Source organism: Paenibacillus sp. 1A_MP2, assembly GCF_052244825.1.
Taxonomy (GTDB): Bacteria; Bacillota; Bacilli; order Paenibacillales; family Paenibacillaceae; genus Paenibacillus; species Paenibacillus vandeheii.
In genome coordinates this window covers 4,504,396-4,530,819 of record NZ_JBQQCS010000001.1, presented here as the reverse complement: position 1 = coordinate 4,530,819, position 26,424 = coordinate 4,504,396, and the positions used below count along the sequence as shown (strand labels likewise).

At 47.2% G+C, this 26,424-nt stretch carries 21 protein-coding genes and 3 pseudogenes; 17 read left to right on the top strand and 7 right to left on the bottom strand.

Annotated elements, in window-relative coordinates; genetic code table 11:
- The first annotated feature begins 25 nt into the window (after window positions 1-25).
- From ACTWJ7_RS22015 to ACTWJ7_RS22000, 4 genes and pseudogenes are all read left to right on the top strand, one after another.
- On the top strand, window positions 26-754 hold the full coding sequence (locus ACTWJ7_RS22015; protein WP_079344162.1) for a (Fe-S)-binding protein: 729 nt from the start codon (window positions 26-28) through the stop codon (window positions 752-754).
- The gene (locus tag ACTWJ7_RS22010) at window positions 751-2,268 is read left to right on the top strand and encodes a LutB/LldF family L-lactate oxidation iron-sulfur protein (RefSeq protein WP_079344163.1); all 1,518 of its coding nucleotides are present in this window, start codon (window positions 751-753) and stop codon (window positions 2,266-2,268) included. Before ACTWJ7_RS22015 ends, ACTWJ7_RS22010 begins: the two co-directional genes overlap by 4 nt.
- Complete coding sequence (locus ACTWJ7_RS22005; RefSeq protein WP_301879030.1) at window positions 2,258-2,983, top strand: LutC/YkgG family protein; 726 nt, start codon at window positions 2,258-2,260, stop codon at window positions 2,981-2,983. The genes ACTWJ7_RS22010 and ACTWJ7_RS22005 overlap by 11 nt, the downstream gene beginning before the upstream one ends.
- A 372-nt stretch (window positions 2,984-3,355) precedes the next feature.
- A pseudogene (locus ACTWJ7_RS22000) lies at window positions 3,356-6,528 on the top strand (bifunctional cytochrome P450/NADPH--P450 reductase).
- A 217-nt stretch (window positions 6,529-6,745) separates the two neighbouring features.
- On the opposite strand, the gene ACTWJ7_RS21995 reads toward ACTWJ7_RS22000, so the two are convergent.
- Window positions 6,746-7,159 (bottom strand): hypothetical protein, encoded by a 414-nt coding sequence (locus ACTWJ7_RS21995; RefSeq protein ID WP_079344166.1) that lies wholly within the window; start codon window positions 7,157-7,159, stop codon window positions 6,746-6,748.
- A 125-nt stretch (window positions 7,160-7,284) separates the two neighbouring features.
- Between ACTWJ7_RS21995 and ACTWJ7_RS21990 the strand changes: the two genes are divergently transcribed.
- Window positions 7,285-7,629, top strand: coding sequence for a hypothetical protein (locus ACTWJ7_RS21990; RefSeq protein ID WP_079344167.1), 345 nt, complete (start codon window positions 7,285-7,287; stop codon window positions 7,627-7,629).
- 208 nt (window positions 7,630-7,837) lie between these two features.
- Here ACTWJ7_RS21990 and ACTWJ7_RS21985 read toward each other — a convergent pair.
- From ACTWJ7_RS21985 to ACTWJ7_RS21975, 3 genes and pseudogenes are all read right to left on the bottom strand, one after another.
- A pseudogene (locus tag ACTWJ7_RS21985) lies at window positions 7,838-9,482 on the bottom strand (MGH1-like glycoside hydrolase domain-containing protein).
- Between the two features lie 23 nt (window positions 9,483-9,505).
- Window positions 9,506-9,763 (bottom strand): annotated as a pseudogene (locus tag ACTWJ7_RS21980) (ABC transporter substrate-binding protein); the annotation flags it as partial.
- Window positions 9,764-9,892: 129 nt separating this feature from the next.
- Window positions 9,893-11,182, bottom strand: coding sequence for a Gfo/Idh/MocA family oxidoreductase (locus ACTWJ7_RS21975; RefSeq protein ID WP_301879018.1), 1,290 nt, complete (start codon window positions 11,180-11,182; stop codon window positions 9,893-9,895).
- Window positions 11,183-11,309: 127 nt separating this feature from the next.
- Here ACTWJ7_RS21975 and ACTWJ7_RS21970 point away from each other — a divergent pair, with 127 nt between their 5' ends.
- Entirely contained in the window at window positions 11,310-12,194 is an 885-nt protein-coding gene (locus ACTWJ7_RS21970) for an AraC family transcriptional regulator (RefSeq protein ID WP_301879016.1), read from the top strand.
- Between the two features lie 123 nt (window positions 12,195-12,317).
- On the opposite strand, the gene ACTWJ7_RS21965 is transcribed toward ACTWJ7_RS21970, so the two are convergent.
- Window positions 12,318-12,686 (bottom strand): hypothetical protein, encoded by a 369-nt coding sequence (locus tag ACTWJ7_RS21965; protein WP_443145881.1) that lies wholly within the window; start codon window positions 12,684-12,686, stop codon window positions 12,318-12,320.
- A 14-nt stretch (window positions 12,687-12,700) separates the two neighbouring features.
- On the opposite strand from ACTWJ7_RS21965, the gene ACTWJ7_RS21960 reads away from it, so the two are divergent.
- The 10 genes from ACTWJ7_RS21960 (at window position 12,701) to ACTWJ7_RS21915 (ending at window position 22,487) form a co-directional block, all read left to right on the top strand.
- Window positions 12,701-12,940, top strand: coding sequence for a hypothetical protein (locus ACTWJ7_RS21960; protein ID WP_301879013.1), 240 nt, complete (start codon window positions 12,701-12,703; stop codon window positions 12,938-12,940).
- A 50-nt stretch (window positions 12,941-12,990) separates the two neighbouring features.
- Complete coding sequence (locus ACTWJ7_RS21955) at window positions 12,991-13,437, top strand: RidA family protein (RefSeq protein WP_301879011.1); 447 nt, start codon at window positions 12,991-12,993, stop codon at window positions 13,435-13,437.
- A gap of 5 nt (window positions 13,438-13,442) precedes the next feature.
- Window positions 13,443-14,033 carry a GNAT family N-acetyltransferase gene (locus ACTWJ7_RS21950; RefSeq protein ID WP_301879010.1) on the top strand — a complete coding sequence of 197 codons (591 nt, stop codon included), beginning with the start codon at window positions 13,443-13,445 and terminating at the stop codon, window positions 14,031-14,033.
- 196 nt (window positions 14,034-14,229) lie between these two features.
- Window positions 14,230-15,042 carry a phosphotransferase family protein gene (locus ACTWJ7_RS21945; RefSeq protein WP_301879009.1) on the top strand — a complete coding sequence of 271 codons (813 nt, stop codon included), beginning with the start codon at window positions 14,230-14,232 and terminating at the stop codon, window positions 15,040-15,042.
- A gap of 43 nt (window positions 15,043-15,085) precedes the next feature.
- The gene (locus ACTWJ7_RS21940; RefSeq protein WP_301879008.1) at window positions 15,086-17,383 is read left to right on the top strand and encodes a class I SAM-dependent methyltransferase; all 2,298 of its coding nucleotides are present in this window, start codon (window positions 15,086-15,088) and stop codon (window positions 17,381-17,383) included.
- Window positions 17,380-17,967 (top strand): histidine phosphatase family protein, encoded by a 588-nt coding sequence (locus ACTWJ7_RS21935; RefSeq protein WP_301879007.1) that lies wholly within the window; start codon window positions 17,380-17,382, stop codon window positions 17,965-17,967. Before ACTWJ7_RS21940 ends, ACTWJ7_RS21935 begins: the two co-directional genes overlap by 4 nt.
- Before the next feature lie 44 nt (window positions 17,968-18,011).
- The gene (locus tag ACTWJ7_RS21930) at window positions 18,012-18,959 is read left to right on the top strand and encodes a class I SAM-dependent methyltransferase (RefSeq protein ID WP_301879006.1); all 948 of its coding nucleotides are present in this window, start codon (window positions 18,012-18,014) and stop codon (window positions 18,957-18,959) included.
- Window positions 18,902-19,504: a 3'-5' exonuclease gene (locus tag ACTWJ7_RS21925; RefSeq protein ID WP_301879005.1), complete on the top strand. Its 603-nt coding sequence runs from the start codon at window positions 18,902-18,904 to the stop codon at window positions 19,502-19,504. Before ACTWJ7_RS21930 ends, ACTWJ7_RS21925 begins: the two co-directional genes overlap by 58 nt.
- Window positions 19,505-19,721: 217 nt before the next feature.
- Entirely contained in the window at window positions 19,722-20,723 is a 1,002-nt protein-coding gene (locus ACTWJ7_RS21920; RefSeq protein ID WP_301879004.1) for an ABC transporter substrate-binding protein, read from the top strand.
- A 285-nt stretch (window positions 20,724-21,008) separates the two neighbouring features.
- Window positions 21,009-22,487 carry an AraC family transcriptional regulator gene (locus tag ACTWJ7_RS21915; protein ID WP_301879003.1) on the top strand — a complete coding sequence of 493 codons (1,479 nt, stop codon included), beginning with the start codon at window positions 21,009-21,011 and terminating at the stop codon, window positions 22,485-22,487.
- A gap of 30 nt (window positions 22,488-22,517) precedes the next feature.
- Here the strand turns inward: ACTWJ7_RS21915 and ACTWJ7_RS21910 are convergent, their stop codons facing one another.
- Both ACTWJ7_RS21910 and ACTWJ7_RS21905 read right to left on the bottom strand, forming a co-directional pair.
- On the bottom strand, window positions 22,518-23,186 hold the full coding sequence (locus ACTWJ7_RS21910) for an SOS response-associated peptidase (RefSeq protein WP_301879002.1): 669 nt from the start codon (window positions 23,184-23,186) through the stop codon (window positions 22,518-22,520).
- A 241-nt stretch (window positions 23,187-23,427) separates the two neighbouring features.
- Window positions 23,428-23,805, bottom strand: coding sequence for a VOC family protein (locus ACTWJ7_RS21905; RefSeq protein WP_024631833.1), 378 nt, complete (start codon window positions 23,803-23,805; stop codon window positions 23,428-23,430).
- A gap of 252 nt (window positions 23,806-24,057) precedes the next feature.
- On the opposite strand from ACTWJ7_RS21905, the gene ACTWJ7_RS21900 reads away from it, so the two are divergent.
- A complete protein-coding gene (locus tag ACTWJ7_RS21900; RefSeq protein ID WP_301879000.1) occupies window positions 24,058-26,328 on the top strand; it encodes a putative PEP-binding protein in 2,271 nt (756 codons plus the stop codon).
- Window positions 26,329-26,424 lie beyond the last annotated feature (96 nt).

Here is a 26,424-nt window from a genome sequence, read left to right as displayed (position 1 = left end):
TCATCAGTTATAGGAGCGTGTAATCATGAAGGTCTCCTTATTCATTACCTGCCTCAGTGATGCCATATATCCCCGTGTGGGGGAGGCGATGGTGAGATTGCTCGCCGCGCATGGCGTTCGGTTGGATTTCCCGTCCGTGCAGACCTGCTGCGGTCAGCCTTCCTACAACAGCGGGTATTGGGATGAGACACGGGTAGCCGCCAAAACGATTCTGGAAGCCTTTGATGACAGTGATTTTGTCGTCTGTCCCTCGGGCTCCTGTACGTATATGATTCATCATTATCCCGAACTGTTTGCCAATGAACCTGTATGGCTGGAGAAGGCTAAACGCTTGGAAGCCAAAGCCTACGAATTTACTCAGTTTCTTGTTCAGGTGCTTGGGATCACGGATTTGGGTGCCCGTTTTCCGCATAAGGTTACATATCACCCCTCCTGTCATGGCAGCCGTTTGTTAGGCGTAAAGGATGAGCCTATGGCATTACTTTCAGCAGTAAAAGGTTTGGAATTTGTTCCCCTTCCTTTCGGAGAGGACTGCTGCGGCTTTGGCGGAACATTTGCTATCAAAATGGCGGATATTTCCGGTGCCATGGTCACGGAGAAAGTGGATCATATCAAAGAAACGGAAGCCGAAGTGTTGGTGGGCCTGGATATGGCCTGTCTAATGAATATTGCGGGCAATCTGCGGTATCGGAATGAACCGGTGCGTGTAATGCATTTGGCCGAACTGCTGTATGAGGGGGTGCAAACAGGATGAGTCAGCCCGGTGTAATGGATGTTACCGTCAAAGAACGTGCAGAACTGGCGTTGAATGATGATTTCCTGCGCAAAGCCGTCAAATTTACGACAGAGCGATTGCGTAATGGCAAGAAGTCCGCATCCGAAGAACAGGGCAACTGGGAAGAATGGCGTGAACGTGGACGTCAGATTCGTCTGCATACGATCGCACATCTGGATTATTACCTGAATGAATTCGTCAATAATGCACGTGCCAATGGGGTTCATATTCATTTTGCCGATACTTCGGTGGAGGCAGCGGCGATTGCACTGGATATTGCGGCTCACAAGCAGGCTTCCACCGTGGTCAAATCCAAGTCCATGGTGTCTGAGGAAGTGCATCTCAACCATGTATTGGAGTCCGCAGGCATTGAAGCGATAGAGACCGATCTGGGTGAATACATCATTCAATTGGCAGGTGAAGCCCCATCTCATATCGTCATTCCGGCTATTCACAAGAACCGTTACCAGATTGCGGAGCTGTTGTCCAAGGAAGCGGGTGAAATTCTGGAACCGGACACCACCGTACTTGCCGGATTTGTACGCAAAAAGCTGCGCGAGAAGTTTCTTGAAGCCGATATTGGCATGACCGGCTGCAATTTTGCGATTGCGGAGACGGGTTCCATGGTCCTATTTGAAAATGAAGGCAATGCCCGCATGGTATCCACCGTGCCAAAAACACAGATTACCTTAATGGGCATGGAACGCATCATTCCATCCTGGACGGATCTCGAGGTAATGGCAACCCTGCTGCCACGCTCTGCGACAGGTCAAAAATTGACAATGTATATGTCAGGCATAACCGGCCCTCGCCGAACAGAAGACGGGGACGGGCCGGACGAAATGCACATTATTATCGTCGATAATGGACGCTCACTTCAGTTGGGTGATCCGGAATTCCAGGAGCTGTTGAACTGTATTCGCTGCGGGGCCTGCCTGAACGCTTGTCCGGTGTATCGTCATATCGGCGGGCATGCTTACGGTGGAACGTACAGTGGACCGATCGGAGCAGTACTTACACCTGCACTGAATGGCAATATCGACGAATGGAACGACATCGCGGGTGCTTCCAGTCTGTGCGGAGCCTGTTACGAAGCCTGTCCGGTCAAAATCCCGCTGCATGATATGCTCGTATATTTACGCAGACGCAAGGTAGAAGAGGGCCATGGCAACAAGCTTGAAAGTGCTGGCATGAAAGGGTTTGCAGCGGTTGTAAGCAATTCAAAACGCTTCGGCGCGGCTATTCGTCTCGGACAGATTGGCCAGAAAGCCGTTGTACGCAATAACGGAATTTCACTCAAACTTGGGCCTCTTAAGGGCTGGAACAGCTATCGGGTTGCGCCAAGCCTGGCGAAGCGTTCCTTCCGGCAGCAATGGAACAAGCTGGATCAGGAGCTGAATCAGGAGCAGCAAGAGATGGATTCCTCCGTGCGAAGCCGAATGGAGCAGATTCTTCGTGAACGCGAGGGAGGTGGTGGTCAACATGAACACTGAACATCAGGAATGGCTGGAGCAAATGGAAAAGAAGTCTCGTGCGAAGCAGGAGCACTTTATGAATGATATTGCATCCAAATTGAGAAGACCACGCCAGAGACATGCTCCGACCCAACCTTTTCGCGGTGCACCCGGGTTCTGGACGGACCTGGAGTGGGATATAGATAAGCGCATACAGGCATTCACCGATAATTTTGTGAGTGTAGGTGCTCATATTGCGCGGGTAAGAGATATTGGCGAAGCCGCGGACTTCATCGCTACTAAATCTCATGAATTGAGTGCGAAATATATCATACGTCAGAATGAACAGGCGCTAACGGAACTTGGATTGGAAAAGCAGCTCCCGGATGTGCAGATTTCAGTGTGGAACAGCCAGGCAGACGAAAACTGGAAGGCGAGGGCAGCTGAGGCAGACATCGGTGTAGTGATGGCGGATTATGCTACAGCATATACGGGTTCTGTCACAGTGCTTTCTTCGCCGGAGAAGGGGCGTTCCGTTAGTTTATTGCCCACTGTACTCATGATTATTATTCCTATCGAACGGCTCTACACCAGACTTGGTGAGACGCTTAATGGCTTCGATGAAGCGGGAAGAGAGAATCTTCCGGCAGGCATTCATTTTATTTCAGGTCCAAGTCGTTCTTCCGACATTGAAAATGATCTGACCATTGGGGTACATGGACCTGGCATTGTATATGGTCTTCTTATGGGGTAACTACATTTCGGAAAATTTGCATTACGAAGGACTGTTCGAACGCAGCTTTTTGTCTGCGGCGGGCAGTTTTTTCTATGTCTAGTATGCCTACAGCCCGGATGGTAACCCATTGGTCCTACGACTTTGAGACTGTTGAAGATTGAGACTGGAAATGTTAGGGTAAAAGAAAGATAACGAAGGAACCCATTTTTTTTATTCTAAAATGACCAATATACCGTTTTAGTCAGTTGGTTCCGTCTATGATTTTTAAGTTATCTGGATGAAATATGAAAATGTGCAGAAAATGAAGTCATGTCTATTCTTCTGAAGTCGTAGTTGAACGAAGGTATTATTTTTTTGTAGAACGTATTACTTGGAAGAGGAGTGAGTATCATGGCGCAAATTTCAGTTCCCCAACCCAAAACGTTTGGGCCTTTAGGAAACTTACCGCAGATAAATACCGATGAGCCTGTACAATCCCTGGTGAAACTCGCTGAAGAGTACGGACCCATTTTTCGAATGGAGTATCCGACACGAAGCGAACTGTATATCTCAGGTCACAACCTGGTAGCCGAGGTAAGTGACGAGTCCAAATTCGATAAACGTGTATGGGCACCGCTGGAGAAGGTTCGTGCATTTGCCGGAGATGGCCTGTTTACGAGTTGGACTCAAGAACCGAATTGGAAAAAAGCTCATAATGTGCTGCTGCCAAGCTTTAGCCAACGTGCGATGCAGGGATATCATAACAAAATGATTGATCTCGCTGTACAGCTCGTGCAGAAGTGGTCCAGATTGAACCCGGATGAGACGGTTAACGTACCGGATGATATGACTCGTCTCACCTTGGATACGATTGGACTGTGTGGATTCAATTATCGGTTTAACAGCTTTTACCGGGAAGAACCACATCCGTTCATTACGAGCATGGTTCGAGCACTGGACGAATCGATGAGTTCGTTGCAGCGTTTGCGTCTGCAAGACAAGCTGATGATCACCAAAAAGAAACAGTTTGAGCAGGATATCCGTTCGATGTTCTCTCTGGTGGATCATATTATTGCGGAGCGCAAGCAGCAGCCTCAGGAAGGGGCAGACGATCTGTTGTCCCATATGCTCAGTGGCAAGGACCCGGAAACCGGGGAAACGCTGGACGATGAAAATATTCGATACCAGATTATCACCTTCCTGATTGCTGGACACGAGACGACGAGTGGCTTGTTGTCCTTTGCCATCTATTATTTAATGAAAAATCCGGATACACTCGCCAAGGCTCAGGCTGAAGCAGACCAGATTCTGAAAGATCCGGTTCCGACATACAATCAGGTTCGCAATCTGAAGTATGTTCGCATGGTTTTGAACGAAGCTTTGCGGTTGTGGCCTACAGCTCCTGCATTCTCCTTATATGCCAAGAAAGACCTTGTTCTGGACGGGAAATATCCTTTGCAAAAAGGGGACAGTGTCAGTGTGCTCATTCCCAAGCTTCACCGGGACCGCGATGCGTGGGGTGACGATGTGGAAGCATTCCGTCCGGAACGGTTCGAAGATCCGAGCAAGGTGCCACATGATGCCTACAAACCGTTTGGGAATGGTCAGCGTGCCTGCATTGGTCAGCAGTTCGCCCTTCAGGAAGCCACACTTGTGCTGGGCATGGTTCTGAAGCATTTTGAACTCATCGATCATGCGGACTATAAGTTGAAAGTGAAAGAAACGTTGACGCTCAAACCTGATAACTTCACGATCCGTGTTCGTGCACGCGGAAATCAGCCGGTTATGGCTGTTCCGGGTGTTGCCATGGAGGAGCCGACTCCGGTTGCCAAAAGACAAGAACCGGATACAGCCAATGCCCATCACACCCCGATGCTAGTCCTGTATGGATCCAATCTCGGGACGGCGGAAGGCATTGCGCGTGAAATCGCAGATACCGCCAGATATCAGGGCTTCCGCAGTGAGGTGGCTACCCTGGATGATCGAGTAGGCAAACTGCCCAAGGAAGGCGCAGTCATCATTGTGAGTGCTTCCTACAATGGTCAACCGCCAAGCAATGCCAAGGATTTCGTCGAATGGATTGAACATGCGGATGCAGGGGAATTCAAAGGCGTGCGGTTCTCTGTTCTTGGATGTGGGGACCACAACTGGGCCAGTACGTACCAGCGCATTCCACGTTTGATTGATGAACAGCTATCTTCCAAAGGGGCAGAACGGTTATCACCGATCGGAGAAAGTGATGCCAGCGGGGACTTTGAGAAACAGGTTGGAGACTGGACCGAGCAATTATGGCCGGATCTGGCACGAACTCTGGGTCTCAAGTTAAATACAAGTTCTGGTAGCGAACGCAGCTCCTTGTCTGTACAGTTTGTCAGCGGACTGGCGGTAACACCGCTCGCAGATACGTATGATGCACATGTTGCCGAAGTGCTTGAGAATCGGGAACTTCACGATGCAGGCAGCGAACGAAGCACACGACATCTGGAGATTAAACTGCCTGAAGGCGCAACATATAAGGAAGGCGATCACTTGGGCATTTTGCCACAAAACCCGCCTGAGCTCGTAGAACGTGTACTGAAACGATATGGATTCACGGGTACGGAACATCTCGTTTTGGATGCCTCCGGTCGCAGCGCTGCTCATTTGCCATTACACCAACCGGTTAATTTGGTTGATCTGCTCAGTCACAGTGTGGAGCTTCAGGAAGCGGCAACTCGGGCCCAACTGAGGGAACTGGCTGCGTATACGGTGTGCCCACCGCATAAGAAGGAGCTCGAAGAACTTCTTGATGAATCTGTATACATGGAAGAAGTGCGTAAGAAACGCATATCCATGCTGGATTATCTGGTCAAATACGAGGCATGTGAGCTGCCTTTCGAGCGGTTTTTGGAGCTGCTACCTTCTTTGAAAGCACGATATTACTCAATCTCCAGTTCACCGCGAGTGCAGCCTGAGCAGGCCAGCATCACCGTCAGTGTAGTGCGTGCACCGGCTTGGAGTGGTCAGGGCGAATATAAAGGCATAGCATCCAACTATCTGGCGAACCTGAAGCCGGGTGAAGAGGTCGTTATGTTCATACGGACGCCTGAGTCCGGGTTCGAACTGCCAGAGAAGGCAGAGGCTCCGATTATTATGGTCGGTCCGGGAACAGGTGTGGCTCCATTCCGTGGTTTCCTGCAGGCAAGACGTGTAATGAAGGAACAAGGTCAGCAGGTTGGCGAAGCCCATCTGTATTTTGGATGTCGCAACCCGGAACATGATTATCTGTATAAAAATGAACTCGAAACAGCCGAGCAAGAGGGTCTTGTTCAGCTTCATACCGCGTTTTCCCGTGTGGACGGGGAAGAGAAGTGTTACGTGCAGCATCTGATGCGAGATGATGCCCACAAGCTGATTCCTCTGCTCGAACAGGGGGACATCTGTATGTTTGCGGCGATGGCAGCAAGATGGCACCTGATGTTGAAGCAACCCTCAAGAAAGCGTACGCTGATGTCAGCGGCAACTCCACGGAGCAAGCCGATGCTTGGTTAGAACGTTTGCAGCAGGAAGGACGTTATGCCAAGGATGTGTGGACAGGTATCTGATGTGATACATCTTGATCCCTTTAATAAGTAGGCATCTGCGCGGTGAGACACAGAAGGGTTCTGTGCTCACCGCTTTTTGCTATGGCACAATATCCAAGCAGACCCATGCATGTATGAGTTATACTAAGAAAGAGAAACATGCATATTATGACACGAGGTTAACCCCGGTATGGATTATTTCTCTAATCGAGCTGTTGCAGGCAGAGACATGATTTAGCTATTTCTGGACTCCGTATTTCTTCTTTTTATTCGTTGGACGATAGATCGATTCAATCTGAGTTAAAGGAAAGAGAATACGTGAGGAGAATTTACCTTTTCCCTGTAGCTCAATGTAATCCAATCCAACACCAACAAGTCGGATATTTTTAAATGCATTTCTCGATGGGAATACCGTGCGAATGCCTACCCGTACGCCACGTCGTGCTCGTGGAATATCAAATACACGAATGGAAAACAAACTAAGTGGAACAAATAACTGCCGATTGACTTTGATAAAACTGCGCGGAAAAACTTTGCTGATTATTCCAGGTTCCAGACCGGACAATGGAGCATTCAATTCTGCCAGATGTCCCTGTAACTCGGCCAGGCGCTGCTGTAGTGTTTTTCCTGTATGAAGTTGGTGCCAATTCATAAGCAATCCTCCGTTCGCCATTTATACCTACTATATGAATGGACGAGGGCAAGAGGTGAGCAAAATGGCGCCCATGTTCTTTACTCATAACAATAGTACAACTTAAGATATAGGGAGTGTTTCAGATGATCGTGGAAATGTATAAAGACCTCATTCGGGATGAACGTGGCAACTATTATATCGCGATACAGATGGAGGGGGATGAGCTTACGCTCGTCAACGCCTTTGTTGAAGCATCGTTTACGCCGGAACTGATCTATAATGAAGAATTTCGGAATAAACACAAGGAGATGGAAGGCGGATTTGTGGGCAAAATCGCAATGGATCTTCTTCGGCATGACGTGGTCATGGGTTTGAAACAAATCGACCGAAAGCTGCTGGAGCTGTCGGAAGTCGAACAGAAGTACACGGTGAACTATATTGATACGATTGAATTCTATCGTCACCCTGCGTGGGAGCGGAAAGCGTAAACGAAAGGTTCGTTTGATATTAAAATTAAAGGGAGTCTACGGAACCAGCATCGGTTATTCATCCGTTGTGGAGAGACTCATCTCGATAGCAAATCACCAAAGCGCAAGTACAGGGGAGGTCCCCTGTCACTTGCGCTTTTGGTGTTGTGCCTATTCATTGGGAATGGTCTTTTTAATGTTCCTGTAGAGAAGACACTTTTTTAACTCCCTATCGATAGGAAGGATAAATGATGCCGATATCTCGTTCTGATTTCAAGCTTCCGTCTGTATATCGCTGCATTTCATTTCCTTTGATTCGAACTGGAATGGACGTACCTCCATAAACCAGTTCACCCTCAATGGTGCGCACGCTCATTCCGATGATACCTTCCAAATGTCCACTGCGGTCCGTAATCAACCGGATTCCCGCTGGCCCCTCTATGAGAACGTTACCATCCTGATATACCTTTACCCGTTCTGGCGTGTTCACCAATTCAAAATGCAGCCCATTCACCGTGCGGCTATACGCCGTGTGGCCAGCGACTTCTTCGCCATGATCCATGTCGATGGGGAGAAGACCGGTAAACCACAGTTGGTCCGATCCAACCGGCATGATGCCGCATAACCGTTCCACATAATCAAGCAGGCAAAGCATGGAGGGGGAGTAGGTTTCGGTAAAACCTTCCTCCCCGGTCCAAGGGCTTAATGCCTGCGCAAAACGCTTTGCTTTGGAAAGGGACGACAGGATAGGTTGCATCACCCATGACAATTCCACATACCGATGATGATATTCAAATGCATGCGGTGCACGAATCAGGCTCAGGAAGTTGGACGCTCCGCCCCAGCTATTATAAGAAGAGAAGGGATCAAACCTTGGATCATCCATCGACATGGACGTAAACGGGTACTTGGCAAAAAACTTGCTTGTATTCAGCAAATACCTGCGCAGCATGTGATCAAACATTTCCCGGTCGCCCACCTCGCAGGCCATCACACGCAGCAGCACATCAGACTGTACTCTGACGAATTCGTCATTGCGATCCCGGTCGTAGAAGAACATGTCTTCTTCGTCATAACAGTAACGGAAGAGACTTTCCAGACTGGCTTCAGCTTTTGCTTTCCACTCTGCACCAGACTCCCCGAGCTCCACGGCCATACGGGATAAGTACATGCGCTGGCAATAAATATTGGCGGTTAAGTCTGGTGCCAAAAAGGCAGAACCGGAGAATCCGGATGGTAAGACGCGGCATCATTCTTATAAGGCGTATCCGGAACATGCCAGAAGCGGGGGACAGATCATGCCCGGTATCAAAGGTGCTAAATGCCTCCACACAGCCGGTCCCTCGGGTATTGCGATACGTTGCAATCCATTCGTCATAACGTACCATGGCCTTGTACATGGTCTTCAGGAACGAGCGGTCCTTTCCATGAAGCTGGTAGTGGTTCCATACACTTCGTGCCAATGGTGTAACGAGCTGAATCTGGCGAAAGGAAGGACCGTTCTCCGTGAGCTTATATGGCAGCAATCCATCTTCTCTCTGGTGTTGGGCAAAAGTGAGATAGGTCGCTTCCGATACAGAAGGAATTAGACGTGACAGCAGCTCCGCGTTAATGGTGCCGGTACTCTCCAGCCAGCAGCCCAGATAGATGCCACCTTCCTGAAGAAGGGGCTCACTTCCATTCAGGGGCACAATACAAGTGAGTAACTTCTCCAGGGCGGAATAATAAGTCGCTTCTAGTCGTCCGCCGGATGCCGCGAATCGAACACCCAACGCCTGCCATTCCTGTATTAACTTTTGATCTTCCGGTTTATCTGGCTTCACACCATTGTGGATCGAGATCTGGCGCAGCTTGTTCAGCACGGCTTCTGTCATGTCGACCTCCTTCTAGCGGTTATTTATTGATTGGATTCAAAGATTCGCACGGTGCCATTATAGAAGTCAGTTACAGCTTGCTCCACACTTTTTCGGCCAAAGCCGATTTCCTGATTGGTTGTCTGGGCCAGCTTGGAGAACTCAGCAAATCCCGGAGGATTATAGCTTACGTCGAAAGGCTCCGTTTTCGTAGCTTCAGATACAAAGCTGGTGTAATTATATACGATCTCTTCAACAGGTCCCGCTTCTTCCTGAAGCAGATTGCGGTTGGCTTCTGTCACAGACTTTTTAATGAGAAAAACATAGGGTCCTCCTTACGTAAATAGACTTCATGGCGACGTGAAATGTGAAAAAGACTGCGTAATATACGCAGCCTTGGATGGGAATGTGGTTGGAGTGGCCTTGTGTTCCTAGAAACGAACCAGATTGTTGATGCGAACAGGCAAGCCAGTTGCGATGGCGCGATTGGCTGCAATTCCGGTGAGGATAGATCTTGCTCCATCCAATTGATTGGCAGCACGGTGGTATGGATCTTCCGCAGGTTCTCCGAACAGATCATTCAGAAGAACCGGATCGCCTCCGCCATGACCGCCTTCTTTTTCCTCCACTTGAACCTCGTACGGGGCATCGAACATGGGAAGTACTCGCAGTGTTTTCCCAATCAATGCACCTTCGAGATTTTTGTCACCCAGCGAATTAACGTAGGATTGTTCCACAATGTTCATCTCAATCCGGCCTTTGGTACCGTTAATGGCGATGCGATAGCCTTCCCACGGCTGGTATGCAACAAGCGAATAGGTCAAAATAGCTCTGTTCTGATACTGAACGAGCACGCCCATCGTATCCTCGATGTTGATGCCATCTCCGAATACGCTTTGATCCCGCTGGTAGCCATCTTCCGGCTCGGCATCCAGATACATGGCTTTGAGATGTGCATCCGAATCCAGGTGCAGGGCAAAAGGGTCCTCTTGTGCAAGTGGGTTGCCTGTTGCGCGAGTGTAAAACTGGGTCACGCCTCGCTCCTCGGCGTTCTCTCTACCATAGTACATGAGATCCCCGAAAGCGAAAACGGTCTCAGGCTGCGAACCGATCCAGAAATTGACCAAGTCGAAGTGATGGGTGGATTTGTGTACAAGCAGTCCGCCACTATTACGCTTGTCCCGGTGCCAGCGGCGGAAGTAATCGGCACCATGGCGTGTATTCAGCAGCCATTCGAAATGGACCGAAGTCACTTTCCCAATCGTGTCATTCTGAATTAGTTCCCGTATTTTGGTGTGGTGTGGTGCGTAACGGTAGTTAAAGGTGACGCGTATATTTTGTCCGGTCCGCTTGGCGGCATCAAGAATATCCTGACATTTGTACTCATCGATGGTCATCGGCTTCTCGGTTACGACATCACAGCCAAGCTCCATCGCGCGAATGATATATTTGTGATGGGTGCGATCGATGCTGGTAACAATTACGAAGTCCGGCTTCTCGTTCTCAATCATCTGGTCGAACTGATTCGCAGGATAAGTAGGCACCTCATTGTATTTATATTTTTCCCTCAGCAGCTGATTGGCGTAATTCATGCGGGTCTGGTTAATATCGCAAAAAGCAGCAAGCTCGGATGTTTCCCTGAAATTTTGGGCTAATGCTCCATAGAAAAATTCAGCACGGCCGCCTGTTCCGACCAATACGTAGCGTTTTTTGTGACTCATGTCTTTATCGCCTCCTTGAATATAGCTCTAGACTATAACAAGGGAGCACTTCTTTCGCCGCTTTTTGTGCGTAATCGCTTTCAAATGCCGCTTATTTTGCTATAATTCAAGCAAAGGGGGCAGCTGCATGGCACAGACATTTCGAGCGGAATACAATGATCCCACCGGTTATTTGAATATCGAATATGATCGTCGCATTGGATATTTCTCCATGACGGATGACCACCTGCATGACCATTATGAGCTGTACTATCTGTTATCCGGTGAGCGCATTTACTTCATCAAGGACCGTACCTACCAGGTCAAGGCTGGTGACTTCGTATTTATCAACCGGAATACCGTTCATAAAACGATGGAGAGTGGAAGGCCAGACCATGATCGAATTGTTCTGTATATCAAGCCAGAGCTGTTCACAGAATTGGCTATCTCTCCAGAGTTAGCTGAGGGGCTAAAGGAGCCATTCGGCTGGGATACTCCCATTCTCAGACTTCCTTCACAGATATGTGAGGCAGCAGATCGAATGGTCAGCGAAATGATTGATGAGATGGTTCATACGAGAGCTGGAAGCAGCCTGCTGCTGCGTCACCGATCCATTGAATTGCTGCTGTTCGCTTATCGGAACAAACATCTGGGCACCGTGCATTCGGCCGACAGTGAGCCGGTTCTGCATCCCAAGGCTCAGGCAGTGGTCCGCCATCTTAACGAAAACTATCATCAATCTTTAGCGCTGCCTGAGGTTGCAGCAATGTTCCGAATCAGCCCGCATTATCTCAGCCGTCTGTTCAAACAGACCACTGGTTTCACGTTCAGTGATTATCTTAATCTGCTTAGGGTGAAGGAAGCGCAGCGTTTGCTGCGTGAAAGCGAGGATTCCATAACGGAGATCGCTCTGCAAGCGGGATTCAGCAATTTTTCACATTTCGGAAAGATGTTCAAGCGGACGGTTCAGGTATCACCCAGAACATATCGGCAGGAGTACAGAGAAGCAGGTTCGATGGGAGCAGTGAAATAGGGTGAACTACGAGATAGAAATAAGTATAGATGTAGATCTGGAACAAGTCGTATCATGTTTATTTCAATCGTTGGAGTTCCTTAATAATGATGTTTGTTTTGTCACTTACCTTTTGAAGTTCTTCTAATGTAAGTTCCGCATAGTCCGGGGAAACAAGTGCCAGTACTGATAGTAAAAATCACTTCTCTCCGTATATAACCTTTGTGTCGTTCCATCGACCATAATCGTAATGAGCCCATAGTGATCGAAAGCGTTTTTAATATTGTTCGTATAAAGAGTCAGTTTTGTTTTATCTGTTGTCTTGTTGCTTTTGATATATCGGTCAAGCTCTTTTTTATAATGAATACTTTCCAGTATAACACTGCGGTATGCTGAGTCAGCAGAGGACTCGATGCGATGTTTGAGTTCACGATACTTATGAAAAAAGATGGATGCAACAATTAGTATGATGGTGAATAAAATCAGAATAATATGCCGTGTTTTTGTACTCATAAGGTGTCCTTTTTATGTATTTGGGCCATTTCCATTTTGAGAATGGAGTCCTATATAATAACATAAAAGGACACGCTAAGCCTATAGGTAAATACAAGAAGTTGGTATTAGATAACTGGGAATCAGAAGCCAAGCATATAAAAAAAACTGAGAAATCTTGGCTAGGAGACATTGGATCAGGTCCTTTATTATGTTTCCCTTTTTATATTGCAGTTCAAGAGGAAGCGGCGTATATTGAGATTTATCTAAATTAGAAATAAATGGATAGATTGCAAGGACATTTTTATACATAAAGGAGACGCCGATGATACAGACCAGATTGGAAGAATTGGGCATTGTACTACCTCAGGCAAGCGCGCCATCAGCGAAGTATGCCAATGCCGTAATTGTAAACGGAATCTTGTATGTTGCCGGTAAAGGGCCGGATACGCAAGAACGCGGTAAACTCGGGGAGGATTTTACAACGGAGCAAGGATATGATTTTGCCCGAAATGCTGCCATTGAGGTATTGGCTGTCGTTCAGGAAGTGCTCGGTTCGCTGGATCGGGTGAAGCGGGTGGTCAAAGTGCAAGGATTCATCAATGCGACCGCCTCGTTTCAGGAGCACCATAAGGTGCTAAACGGTTGCTCGGATCTGATGCTGGATGTATTCGGAGAACAGGGCGTACATGCCCGTTCCGTATTTGGTGCTGTATCCGTGAGGGATAACTTGCCGCTGATCATTGATTCGATATTCCAGGTAGAGGAGTAGGGTTCATGACCAATTCGGATTCATTTAATCCGTTAATGCTGTCTTTTCCTGAAAGTTTTGATACACCGCGTCTGACCATCCGTGCCCCGAGGTGGGGAGATGGAGCCGCAGTGAATGAGGCAATTCGTGAAAGTGCGGAACAATTGCGTTTGTGGCTGCCTTTTGCCGAGAACATACCTTCACTGGAGGAATCGGAAGCGAATGCCCGCAAAGCCAGGCTGCAATTTCTGGAGCGGACCGACATGATGCTTCATTTACGTGACAAATTTACGGATGAATTCGTGGGCAGCAGCGGATTGCATCGAATAGACTGGAATGCACGCTGTTTCGAGATCGGTTATTGGATCAGAACTTCGCGTACCGGTGAGGGTTTGATGACGGAAGCAGTCAGAGGCATCGAGCAGTTCGCAATAAATTATCTGGAGGCCAACCGACTAGAAATCCGCTGTGATGCACGGAATGTCCGAAGTGCCAAAGTGGCTGAGCGTGCAGGCTATACCCTTGAAGGTATATTACGCAAGATGCGGCGTGACAGTACAGGTGAGCTGGTGGATATGATGGTGTTTGCGAAGGTAAGAGGCAATGAGTTTGAATAGAATAGTTTGAAATGAGATCAAAATGATTTGGAAAATGGTTTGTAAAGAAAGGATGGCTTGTTGAGGAATAAGCGAATGGGCTGTTCTTCCGGGCCATTTTTTGTGTGCACATTTTCTGGTTACTGTCCAGAAGCACATGGGTACACAAAAATTTGAAATGGATGCAGGAAGTGTACCATTTTAGGGGGAATGAAAAGTGAGACGGATTGGGCAAGGAAGAACGGCTGAGATCTATGAGTACGCATCAAATCAGATTATGAAGTTATACCATGCCGATTTTCCAGCCGAAGCTGTCCAGAATGAGTTTCGAATTACCGAGGCAGTATTCCAAAAGGGCTTACCTGTGCCACAGGCAAGGTTGTTTATGGATGATGGATCGCGCAAAGGGATTATATTTGAACGGATTGAAGGCAACACGATGTTATCCCTCATGTTTCAGGAGCCCGTGTTGATCGAAGAACTATCTCGTCAAATGGCAATCTGTCATCATAGCCTACACGTCGAGCAGGATGATGCAGGAGCACTCCCCACACAAAAGCAGATTCTTACTGGAGCCATTCGAAATACCTCTCTATTATCGGAAGAGGATAAGACGCAGGTAATTGCTTATCTGTCGTCTCTTCCAGAGCGACAGCAAATTTGTCATGGCGACTTTCATCCCGACAATGTTATGTTGAATGAAATGAGAGATCAATATTGGGTTATAGACTGGATGACAGGCATGTCGGGTGATCCGGCGGGTGATGTGGCACGCAGCTGGGTAATATTAATGAGCGGCACGTTGCCGGAGGATATGGACCCGGCTGTTCATAGGAAATTTGAATTGGCTCGCAATGTAATGCTGGATCATTATATTCAACATTATATCCAGATTTCCGGGATATCCCGCCAGGAGTTGGATGCTTGGATTCTGCCTGTCGCGGCTGCACGTCTGGACGAGAGGTTACCTGCAGTGGAAGCGGATCAGTTAATCAAGCTTGTGCAGGATCGTATTCGTCTGCTGAAATGACATATTTAGTTTAATAAACAAGGATAACGAGGTGAAGAGATCCATGCTGCACTCATTAAAGTCCATACAATCTTACAAGTCAAGCCAGCTACCGGAGGCGAAGCAACCCCAGTGGCTGCAGCTGCTGGCAGCGGCGGAACAGCCAAATATTAACCTGGAACGTATTCATTCCATAGCAGAGCTGGAAGGTACGAACCCGGTACTGGATTATGTAGAACGCACACTTCAGGTGCTGGATCAGCTTGAGGTTTCTTTTTGGATTCGAGAAATTTTGGAGGATGTGCTGGTCTGGTCGGAAACGGCAAAGGCGGGATCACTGAAACAGCGCAGAAGTTGGCAGAAACAGGGGGTTAACCTGTTCGTGCACAATGTGGGTTCAGCCCAGTTGTACGACATGTATGGAAGTGTTGGAGCTTTGCAAGGCAAGCAAGGTAATTGTGAGGAGAAAGATGCATCACGATCGGAATTCCCGAGTGATTTTTTAAATGATCTTCCAAGTGATAGTACACAAATTGCACAATCAGCACATAGTTCACCCACACCACGGGATAAGATCATTCGTACCCTTATTGCCACACACGGGCTTATTGGTCAGTACATAAGAGGAGAAATCCCGTTTGCTGAAAATGCTCCGCTGCATTCGTTCATAACGCAAGGGTGGCTTACCTCTGATGAATTGCAGGCCATCCTGATGGCGCTGAATGAATGCGTTATTGCAGGCGTTGACCTGGCGCTGTGGAATCAGGTTCAGTCTGAAGTGCAGCGTATCGTGGGCTGGATCATGACAGCTGCGGATCATACTGACTGGAATGTGAAGGAGCGGCTGTCACGCTTGCGGAGCTCGTCTATACGTCAAGGAGAAGCGATGGATGAAGCATATGCCAAACTTCAAGCCCAGATTGAGATAGAGAAACTTCTCGCTCCTCTGGCTCATCGGACCTTATGGTATGTGGAGTCAGCGATGCACGATTTTTCGTTGCAGGAGATGGTTAAGATCTTCCTTTTGACGCTGAGCAGTGAAGCTGTGGTGCTATCTGTAGATGATTCGATGACGAACAGCACTGGCAGAACAACGAAAGAATCAGACAGAAATTCGACTTCGCGGGAGCAACCATTGGATGTTGTAAGGCATATCAGCTTTGAACCATTAATGAACACGATGTATTACGACTACAAGGGTGTCAAGAAACTGAATATTTACAAGAAACGAATGATCGAAAAGTATTTGGAGCAGTATTCGTGGGCGCAGATTGAAGCAGGTGAGACGATCACTTACCCTCACTTGACACATCGAATTAAACGGCATCCGAATTTGCGGGATACGGTATTTGTAACATTTGAATTTTCCCCGGCGGCGGAGAAGCTCATAGCGTTCTGTATTGAGGCAGAAAAGTCTCCATTATATGAGAAGGCTGTGCTGCTGTTATTTGACCTGTTCGGATTGCGACGGGATGCGTATGATCGGTTCCATAATGAAGAGACGTATTTGGCGGATATGAACAGCTCAGGAGATTACAAGAAAGTGCTGCTGGATTATATGGTTGGCAAACGTGTGCTCGATATCGGTCCCGGCGGTGGAATCTTGCTCGATCTGATTGAGCAGGAACGACCTGAGATGGAGCCAATTGGCATTGATATTTCAGCGAATGTCATTGAGGCACTGGAGCGTAAAAAACAGCGTGAGGCACATCGCTGGCAAGTATTGAAGGGGGATGCTCTTCAACTGGATCAATACGTGCAGCCAGGCACGGTGGATACGGTTATTTTTTCATCCATTCTGCATGAACTGTATTCGTATATTGAACGTGATGGCCGGAGGTTTAACAGCGATACCGTCGCGGCTGCACTGAGAAGTTCGTTTGACGTGTTGTCCCCAGGGGGCCGAATTCTGATCCGGGATGGCATTATGACCGAACCCGAAGCACAGAAGCGCCGGGTTCGTTTCCTTGAAGCGGATGGGATGCGGTGGCTGGAGCGGTACGCACAGGATTTCCAGGGACGCAGCATTGAATTCGAGCGGATCTCCGGGAATGAGGCGGTATTGGATATCAACGATGCGATGGAATTTTTGTACACGTATACTTGGGGTGAAGAAGCATATGTTCATGAGATTCAGGAGCAATTCGGCATATTTACCCCGTCGGCATATAAGGATTGCATTCGCAAAGCGCTGGGTGATCAAGCAGAGATCATTACGTTCCGGCACTTTCTTCAGGAAGGATATACGGAGGCGCTTGGAGAACGAATTATCTTTATGGAGGAAAACGGTCAACCTGCACCTTTGCCAGACAGCACCTGCCTGATCGTCATTGAAAAGAAGAAAGGAATGGCGGACAGATGACGAATGAAGCCAACACGGCTTTATATTTTGTAAGACACGCGGAGTCTGAATATATGGAAGGGCAGGAACGCGAGCGTGGTCTGACGGAACAAGGCAAAGGGGACGCGGCCACCGTCGCGGGTTTGCTCCATCGGGAGCAGATCCAGTTGTTTTATTCCAGCCCGTATAGACGGGCCGTGGATACGATTCAAGGATTGGCCGAAGTGTCAGGCGGCATTGTGGTTACCGAAGAGGATTTACGTGAGCGTGAGCTGTCAGGTCCTGAAGTGAAGCATGAACATTTTCGGAAAGCCAAACAAAGACTCTACGATGATCCTGCGTTTGCTTATGCAGGTGGAGAATCCGGTGAAGTCGCCGTGTCACGGGCAATCACTGTAATACAACGAATTCTGAATAGGCATCCAGGGCAAAAAATAGTGATTGGCACCCATGGGGATATCATGACGTTGATTTTCAATTATTATGATCCGTCCTATGGTTATGACTTCTGGGTAAATACAACGATGCCGGACATCTACAAGCTGGAGTTTGATCGTGAAAGTAGGTTGGTTCAGGTAACACGATTGTGGGAAGAACAGGTTTAGTTTCTCTAGGTAACACGTTCTAACGACGATAGGAGGCAATCATAATGAACCTCAAGTTGATAGGGTCCGTTTTGGAGCAACAAATCCGTTTTAATGACAATAAGAGTTTATTTTATAATCGGGGCAAGTCTGCATTAGGGCCATCTCCGCGAACGTTGTACTGGCTATTGGAATATCGCGCTCAAGTGGCAAAAGCATTAGAATGTATTATTGCAGATGGATTATTGAATCATTATACAAATAAACTAGCTGAGCAAGGAATCCGCCAATTTATCCAGGTGAACCAGTTTATGCAGTTTACGAGCAAAGACAAGTTGCAACTGGCAGAATTATATAAAGATCAATTTATGCGGATCTGGTGTCTTTTGCAGGACGAGGAGGCTGGAGAAGAAGTAATGCAGCAGTTTTTTCAGAAGCATTATCAACAGTTAAAAACATTTCTAATACAGACCAACGGCGAGGAATTGTTTAAAAAATATGCGATGGATCCACATCTGTTCTGGGTGCCTTGTGAGGAGTACTCGGCGGATCTGCAGGTATCCTGGCTCGGCTTGGATGTAGAGGACCTGCATACGCCTGTGCTTGATCTTGGTTGCGGTCCGCAGGCCAATTTGGTCCAATTTTTACGTGGTAAAAAGATAGAAGCCTATGGGATGGACAGACAGGTGGAGGAATCGGAGGATCGGCCGTTTTTGCGACGTATGGGCTGGATGGAATCTTCTTTTGAAGAGGAACAGTGGGGGACAATAATATCCCATTTGGCATTCTCCAACCATTTTACACATCATCATCTCAAGGCAGACGGCGAACCAGAAGCATATGCTCAGAAATATATGGAGCTATTAAGAGCGCTAAAACCAGGAGGTTCCTTCTTCTATGCGCCGAGTGTTCCTTTCATAGAGTCATTCGTAGATCAACTACCCGAGTATTTTGTATGTCGAATCTGGATAACACCAACACAGCAAATGACGAGAATTACGCGGCTGGACTAGATGAAAAAGGGGAATCATTAGATTCATCATTCACTTCACTTGTACGTGCCTCTAAACCGATTCCAGAAGCGGTGGCGAAGTTAACGGGGATTTCAAATGAAGATATGATTCAGGCGCCTTCGTTTGCAGAAGCTTATTCGTCTTTTCTGGAATTCATCGGGGATAAGGTATTAGTAACGCAGGCGGGGTATGAGTATGATCTGCCCATGTTGAAACGGCATTGTGATATAAATGGGCTGCTGATGTTTTCCAATCCGGTTTTGGATACAAAAGCGATGTTCACTTATATACATCCTGAAATCTCCGAGGTCATCTCTACCGATTTCCTGATCCGGTATTACGACCTGAACACAGACGGCATTCACAGGCACAATGCCTTGGCCGATTGTGTTGTGATTGCTCGTATTTTTGAACATGTCCTGAACGAATATCAGGATCTTGCATTGGATCATTTTACGGCGGATGAGGAACATGTAATGAAGCGTTTTGTGATTCCTGAGATGTATTTAACAGCACCGGTTGGAGGAGAGAGGCCAGATGAGTAGGATTGTTATCAACAAGGTACATTGCCCCTGCGTTAAGCGGGGGAAGGGTCAGTGTATTCTTTACGTTTGTATAAAAAAATAGCTTCAAATGTGTATTGTGGGTCTTACACAGCATAAGGTACAATTCATCTAAGCATCGAGTGAGAATGATAATCATTATTTATAAAAATGTGTTCTCACCGATACAACAACAGATTACATAGGGGTGAAGAGTATCATGGTAAGATCCAGTAGAGGGTTCAAAGGGTGGACGATCACCCTGCTACTCATGGTTGTAGTTATAACAGGATGTGGGGCAAACTCCGAGTCAAAGGCAGAACAGGCTCCTGCATCTGGGACCGCAGTATCGGATGGAAGTACATCTGAAACAACAGAAAAAGAAGCAGAGACGCGTGTCGTTCAGGATGAATTCGGTGATGTGACGATTCCGGTGCATCCGCAGCGGATTGCTGGTATCTATGTGGAGGATTATCTCAAGGCTCTTGATATCACACCTGTAGTACAGTGGTATAATCCGATGTGGGGTGTGCAGGAATATCTGGATCTGGATGTGCCGCAATTTGATACTACAGGTAGCATTGAGGCTTTGTTGCAGTATGATCCGGATCTCATCATTGTGGATGGTGGAGTGGACATGGAGAAATATGAAATGTATTCAAAGGTGGCGCCGACGTACCGTTTGCCAGAAGACATTTTGCAGGATTCCAATCAAATCTTGACGACCATTGCCGATGTTGTTGGTAAACCGGACAAGGGTAAAGAAGTTGTTGCGGCATTTGAGGCCAAGATTGCAGACGCTAAGGCGAAGCTTCAGGAAGCAGTCGGGGATGAGACCGTAGCGGTTGTCCGACTGAATATTAGCAATAATACATTGGCATTGTTCGGCGTGAAAAATCGATTTACCGGATTTATTTATTCAGAGCTTGGTCTAACGCCTCATCCACTGGTCGGCAACATGGAAGAATATCAGGAAATCCTTTCTGAAGAGGCTTTTCCAGAGCTTGATGCGGATCATATTATTGTATTTCCGTCCAATGGAGAATGGTCATCCCCCGAGAACAAGGAAGCTTTGAAGGTGCTAGATAGCAAGCTGTGGCAATCTCTTCCGGCAGTTAAAAACAACCAGGTGTACATGATGGAAAGGTCATATTGGCAATCAGGTGCGATTACGGCAAACACAATGAAGATTGATGATCTCTTGCAAAAAATGACGCCATAAGCCTTCTCCATAAGAAAGTTCTTCCCTCAGGGTTGAAGAGCTTTCTTTTTCGTTTACACTAATTCAAATGATAACAATTCTCAATTAAGGAAGATGAATATGTGTCCCACGATTGTACAGCTGATTCCCAAGCCCTGGTTATGCATGCTTCGACATATAGAATACGTAGATCGCAATAAGCCCAATATACTGAAACGGCTCGCATACCCGATGTCTGACTCACATTCCTTATTCGTTGTGACGTGTGGAAATGGTTCAATGGCCTGCTCGGACAGGGAAATCCGTATGGAAAAAGGAATGATTATATTTGTTCCCGTTGGAAAATCCATTGTCATCGAAGATTCTACTGGGACTGAAAATGAATTGCAATTTTATAAACTGGATCTGACGGTGGCTGAGGTGAAAGAGGATACTTCGAACCGTATGAAAATTGGAGACACTACTGAGCAGCATGGATTTGTTAAAGGGATAGATATCCAAGGATCGTTATCTCTTACCGAGCTGAATTACAGTCCATGGAGTTCCTGTTTGGAACCCCTAGCACAATTATTACGCCAACAGACAACTTGTGATTGGCTGGAACAGTGGGAGGTACAACTACGCTTTCAGGAATGGTTCAGGACCTTGCTTCGGCAAAGTGATCCCGAGAACGAGGAACCGAATGATCGCGTACGACTTCAACGTTCCATTCGTTATATTCGCGAACACTATAATCAGGCCATAACGGTTGACGATTTAGCGGCTGATATCCGGCTCACCAGGGCCAGTTATACTCGACAATTCAAAGAAATTACGGGTAAACTTCCGCTTGACTATGTGAATGCTGTTCGGTTGGAACGCTCCAAACAGCTACTGCAACTGACGGATGATCGTATGCATGATATTGCTCAGAATGTGGGATTTAATAACGAGTATTATTTCGGCCGTCGCTTTAAGCAGTATGCTGGCATTTCACCAGGATTGTATCGGCGTCATCATCGTCAAGACGCGCGTGTATTTGCACCTTATCTGGAAGACTTTGTACTGGCCCTTGGAGTAAGGCCGATGTTGCAATATTCCCATCGTTCCTGGGGCAGACAACACTATTTAGGATTGGATGATGTACCGGAATTCGACGTGAGCCAGCAAGATGCCCAGTTTAATGTGGCGAATACCCCCGAATTTATTATGCTGAACAAGGGCTTTGAAAGATGGAATCTGGAGCGCTTCGAGCAGGTAGCACCGACGTTTTACCTGGAACATTGGGGTGAGGACTGGCGTTCCATTTTGAAATCCACTGCGGATGTGCTGGGAAAGGTAAGCCGGGTGCAGGATGTAATAGGTGATTATGAGGAAAAGGCGCAGGAAGCCAAGAAACTTTTGACACGACATATGCGTGGAAAAACCGTCGCTTTTTTGCGTATTTCTGCATCGGAAATTACACTCTATGGGAACCAGTTCGGTTACGTAGGTCCTGTATTGTATCAAGATCTAGGATTAACTCCGCATTTCTGTGTACAACAATGGGCACATCAAAGTAGAAGAATCAGCATTGAGCTGGAGCAGCTGAGTCAGCTTGAGGCAGATCATCTCTTTATCACATTTGATAATATGGATTCTGCCTATCCCCGAGAGGAACGGAAGCTCTTGGAAAGTGATGAGTGGAAGCGGCTGCCTGCAGTGAAAAGCGGTCACGTATATGAGGTGGATTTTATGACCTGGATGAATTATGGTGTCATCTCCCATGGGAAGAAAATCGACGATATACTGCGGTATTTGGGCTGAATTAGATAACACGGGAGGACTAAATTATTCTTAACTGACCTCTTTGATCAATTCCTCGTTATTATTTCGCACATTACCTACTGCAGAATCCACCTTGTATGCTATCATTTCATCGGCTTCATACGGGCTGAGAAGCCTCAGAACGCTTTCCTTGTCCGATTCCTTGTTTAGCCAATCCGCTTCATCTTGCGGCCGGAGAATGACTGGCATACGATCGTGGATGTCCGCCATAAGACGGTTAGGTTCAGTAGTAATGATAGTGCAAGTTGAAAGCTTTTTACCTTCTGGATCAATCCAAGTATCATATAGGCCAGCAAGCGAGAAGATGGAGTCATCTTTCATTAAAATCCGCATGGGTTGCTTTACGGATCCATCCTTTTTCCATTCATAAAATCCCGAGCATGGGATAATACAACGCTTGGAACTGATCAGGCGTTTAAAGGCTGGTTTCTCTGTGAGTGTTTCTGCACGGGCGTTAATCATCTTATTGCCTATTTTTTCATCCTTGGCCCAATTAGGAACTAGACCCCATCGGAGCGACCCCAATCGATTACCGTCTTTGCTACCGATAATTGTCGGGATGAATTGCATAGGCGCAGCGTTGTAATTAGGTTTGTACTCAAATCCTTCAGCAATAGAAGCATAGTACCTGTCCATAATTTCTTCGATTGGATCTGTAATCGTGAATCTTCCGCACATATCGAAGCCTCCTTTAAAACGCTATAGTATGTAATTTAACTCAAATCTTTAACGTTAGAAACGGGTAATATGTGGTGCTGCATAACCAATAAAAGTGAATATGCAATAAATTAGATGATTTTTATAAATTAGCATAAAACTGGATGCAGGTAGGTTTGCAATGGAGTAAAATATATAGAAAAAAAGCCTGTTCACTACTGAACGGGCTTTTTGGTGTGATACTCTCTTTGAGCCAGGAGATTTAGTTTTTCTCCATAACCGCAAAGTAATTGTTTTCATCATCTGCAAAGTTGAATACTCTTCCGCCAGGCATCGTTACAATCTCGCCAACCGTAACTTGTTTATTGGATAAGTGAGTGTAAAGTTGATCCAGGTTATCTGTGAAAAGCATAAGAGATGGTGTGCCAAGGTTTAATTCAGGGGACATTTTGGCAACGAATTCCTTGTCGTGGAGGATAATGGTAGTCTGAGCATCCTTCACAGGAGCAATCTCGATCCAGCGCATGCCATTTCCATTGACTTCATTAACAACATGGAAACCTGCTTTTTCCGTCCAAAATTGAAGAGCCTTGTCCTGATCGTTTACATACAACATAATTTGCCCGACTTGAGTAAACATTGATTTACACTCCTTATAAACGTAGTTGAATCATGGGTGAAGCAGGTATATCTTTGGGTGAAGCTTTTTAGATTGAGTCAAGCTTTATATTACCATATATGAGCACCCGCCATACAACTTCAATTCAGGCACAAAAAGAGGAAGCAAATGTCCTTGACTGCCGTATTGCGACATACCATTAGATAAAGGATAATTCGAGCGACCGAATTTCCTTTTAAGCACAGCCAAGTATTGGCAGATGGGAGCGCTGTAATGACGAAACGGGTAGTTCTATTGGAAGAAGGTACGGCAGAGATGAAAGGGCTGATGGGCAGTAAAGGGGCTGGACTTGCAGCGATGCTCCAGGCAGGTTGGCCCATTCCGGCCGGGTTCATTGTAACAGAGGAAGGCTGTCGCGCGTTCTGTACCCGTCGTGCACCTCTTTCAGCTGAAGGAGCCCAAGAGATTGGCAGCGCAATTCAGCATCTTGAGCAGCAATCCGGCAAATTCTTCGGCGATTCCTTAGCACCGCTGCTGCTTGCCGTCCGGTCAAGTGAAACGTGTTCCCGTAATACAGCTTCTCATGCTTTGCTTCATGTAGGACTGAATGATATGACGGTGGAGGGGCTCGCAAGGCAAACCAATGATCGTCCGTATGCCCTGAATTGTTATCGGATTTTTTTGCAGGATTATGGTCAGCTGGTACACGACATTCCGTATGCCCTTTTTGAAGAAAAATTGGAAGACATCTCGATACTCGATGAAGCGAAGCTGGAATTCGCCATCGCGGAATATAAACGTTTAATAGAAGAGAGAGGGTATCATCCTTTCCCTCAGGATGTACAGTTACAGTTAAAAGAAGCGATGCGGGTAATCTCTGATGCACATCGTGTTTTACGGCCCAATTCCCAACAAGAGCTTCTTCGGAAATCCTCTCATTTCTCGGATGAAACTCAAGGAGCAGCTGTTCTTATACAGATGATGGTCAATGGCGAGCGTGGTGACCACAGCGGGATCGGCACGGTATATTCCCGTCATCCGGGTACCGGGGAACGAGGCATGACAGGGGATTACGTTTCATCTGCTGCATCCGAAGGTTTTAATGAAGGACTGGATGAGTTGCGGAGAGAAGAGCCCGAACTGTATGCACTTCTGCAGGATGCTTGCGGTTATCTGGAGTCCCGCACGAATGAGGTACAGGAGATCCAGTTCGCTGTGGATTCAGGGGCGCTGTATCTGGTGGGAATCAGTGAAGCGAGGCTAACCTCGAAGGCTGCGCTGAGGAGTACTGTAGATCTCGTGGATGGAGGGATTATTACTAAGGAGGATGCAATATTACGTATCCAGCCATGGCATGTGACGGAAATGCTGAAAACATCTTCAACTTTATTACCAGAGCTGCAGCTTCTGCTCGAATGGGCTGATGAAATGAAGGCACTTACAATACTATCGAATGTGGATCATCCCAAGGACGCCATGAAGGCCCGCGCGTTAGGGGCTGAGGGCATTGGCTTGTGTCGAACAGAACAATTGTTATTGTCTGCTTCGAGATTTCCTTTTGTACAGAAAATGATTCTGGCAGACAGTGAAGCTGAGCGCAAACGCGGACTGGAACGTCTGCTGCCGATGCAGCAGGCTGATTTTGAACAACTCTTCGAAGTGATGGATGGTTATCCGGTAACCATTCGATTGCTCGATCCACCGCTGCATGAGCTGCTGCCTGATATTGAAAGGTTAAACGAACGACGTGAGCATTTGGCTCTCAGCAAATTAGAGGAAAATAACACCGAAGTGCAGGAGCTTGATCGTGTCATCCGCAGGGTGCTGGAATTGCATGAACAATATCCGTTGCTAGGACAGCAGGACTGTCGACTGGGAACCGTGTTCCCGGAAATCTACGATATGCAGCTTGAAGCAATCTTTCGTGCAGCGGTGAAGGGTATCCGCCAAGGGCTGTGGGTGCGGCCCGAAATTATGATTCCTTTGGTGGGGCATGCCAATGAACTTCAGGATATGAGAGAGCTGGTGGATCATGTAGCGGATCAGGTGCTTGGAGAGGAGAAGCGTCACTGTCTCTACAGAGTAGGCGCGCGAATAGAAGTTCCACGAGCGGCACTGACCGCAGCACATATTGCCCGACATGCGGACTTCTTCTCGTTTGGCACCGATGACCTGACACAGATGACGTTCGGTTACAGCCGTCACAATACGGAGAAGTCATTCCTTCATTTTGCCGAGCAGCAACGTTCAATGCCCAGCAATCCATTTCAGGTATTGGACATCGACGGGGTGGGGCAACTAGTAGAGATGGCTCTCGTTCAGGGCCGAATTCGGAAACCGCATCTGAAAGCAGGCATTTGTGGTGAGAATGCAGCCGATCCGGCTTCCATTGCTTTTTGCCACCATATTGGTCTGGATTATGTGAGCTGTCTGCCAGAACAGGTGCCGCTTGCCCGTATCGCTGCTGCACAGGCGGCACTCCTTGCCGAGAAGCAGAATCACAACGAAAACAGGCAGGACGTAGATATATCGACGATAGCTTAAGCTTTCTATATCCCCTCATGGAATACAAACCATAAAACTGTTATACTGAAATATGCGTTTTGTAAAATGAACGTAAAAATTTCAGATAAGGGTTGA

Coding starts and splice junctions, on each gene's coding strand:
- ACTWJ7_RS21950 (WP_301879010.1), top strand. CDS start 13,443: ATGACCAATTCGGATTCATTTAATCCGTTAATGCTGTCTTTTCCTGAA.
- ACTWJ7_RS21990 (WP_079344167.1), top strand. CDS start 7,285: ATGATCGTGGAAATGTATAAAGACCTCATTCGGGATGAACGTGGCAAC.
- ACTWJ7_RS22010 (WP_079344163.1), top strand. CDS start 751: ATGAGTCAGCCCGGTGTAATGGATGTTACCGTCAAAGAACGTGCAGAA.
- ACTWJ7_RS21955 (WP_301879011.1), top strand. CDS start 12,991: ATGATACAGACCAGATTGGAAGAATTGGGCATTGTACTACCTCAGGCA.
- ACTWJ7_RS21940 (WP_301879008.1), top strand. CDS start 15,086: ATGCTGCACTCATTAAAGTCCATACAATCTTACAAGTCAAGCCAGCTA.
- ACTWJ7_RS21970 (WP_301879016.1), top strand. CDS start 11,310: ATGGCACAGACATTTCGAGCGGAATACAATGATCCCACCGGTTATTTG.
- ACTWJ7_RS22005 (WP_301879030.1), top strand. CDS start 2,258: ATGAACACTGAACATCAGGAATGGCTGGAGCAAATGGAAAAGAAGTCT.
- ACTWJ7_RS21935 (WP_301879007.1), top strand. CDS start 17,380: ATGACGAATGAAGCCAACACGGCTTTATATTTTGTAAGACACGCGGAG.
- ACTWJ7_RS21905 (WP_024631833.1), bottom strand. CDS start 23,805: ATGTTTACTCAAGTCGGGCAAATTATGTTGTATGTAAACGATCAGGAC.
- ACTWJ7_RS21930 (WP_301879006.1), top strand. CDS start 18,012: ATGAACCTCAAGTTGATAGGGTCCGTTTTGGAGCAACAAATCCGTTTT.
- ACTWJ7_RS21920 (WP_301879004.1), top strand. CDS start 19,722: ATGGTAAGATCCAGTAGAGGGTTCAAAGGGTGGACGATCACCCTGCTA.
- ACTWJ7_RS21910 (WP_301879002.1), bottom strand. CDS start 23,186: ATGTGCGGAAGATTCACGATTACAGATCCAATCGAAGAAATTATGGAC.
- ACTWJ7_RS21960 (WP_301879013.1), top strand. CDS start 12,701: ATGTATTTGGGCCATTTCCATTTTGAGAATGGAGTCCTATATAATAAC.
- ACTWJ7_RS21915 (WP_301879003.1), top strand. CDS start 21,009: ATGGAAAAAGGAATGATTATATTTGTTCCCGTTGGAAAATCCATTGTC.
- ACTWJ7_RS21900 (WP_301879000.1), top strand. CDS start 24,058: ATGACGAAACGGGTAGTTCTATTGGAAGAAGGTACGGCAGAGATGAAA.
- ACTWJ7_RS21995 (WP_079344166.1), bottom strand. CDS start 7,159: ATGAATTGGCACCAACTTCATACAGGAAAAACACTACAGCAGCGCCTG.
- ACTWJ7_RS22015 (WP_079344162.1), top strand. CDS start 26: ATGAAGGTCTCCTTATTCATTACCTGCCTCAGTGATGCCATATATCCC.
- ACTWJ7_RS21975 (WP_301879018.1), bottom strand. CDS start 11,182: ATGAGTCACAAAAAACGCTACGTATTGGTCGGAACAGGCGGCCGTGCT.
- ACTWJ7_RS21965 (WP_443145881.1), bottom strand. CDS start 12,686: ATGAGTACAAAAACACGGCATATTATTCTGATTTTATTCACCATCATA.
- ACTWJ7_RS21925 (WP_301879005.1), top strand. CDS start 18,902: ATGTCGAATCTGGATAACACCAACACAGCAAATGACGAGAATTACGCG.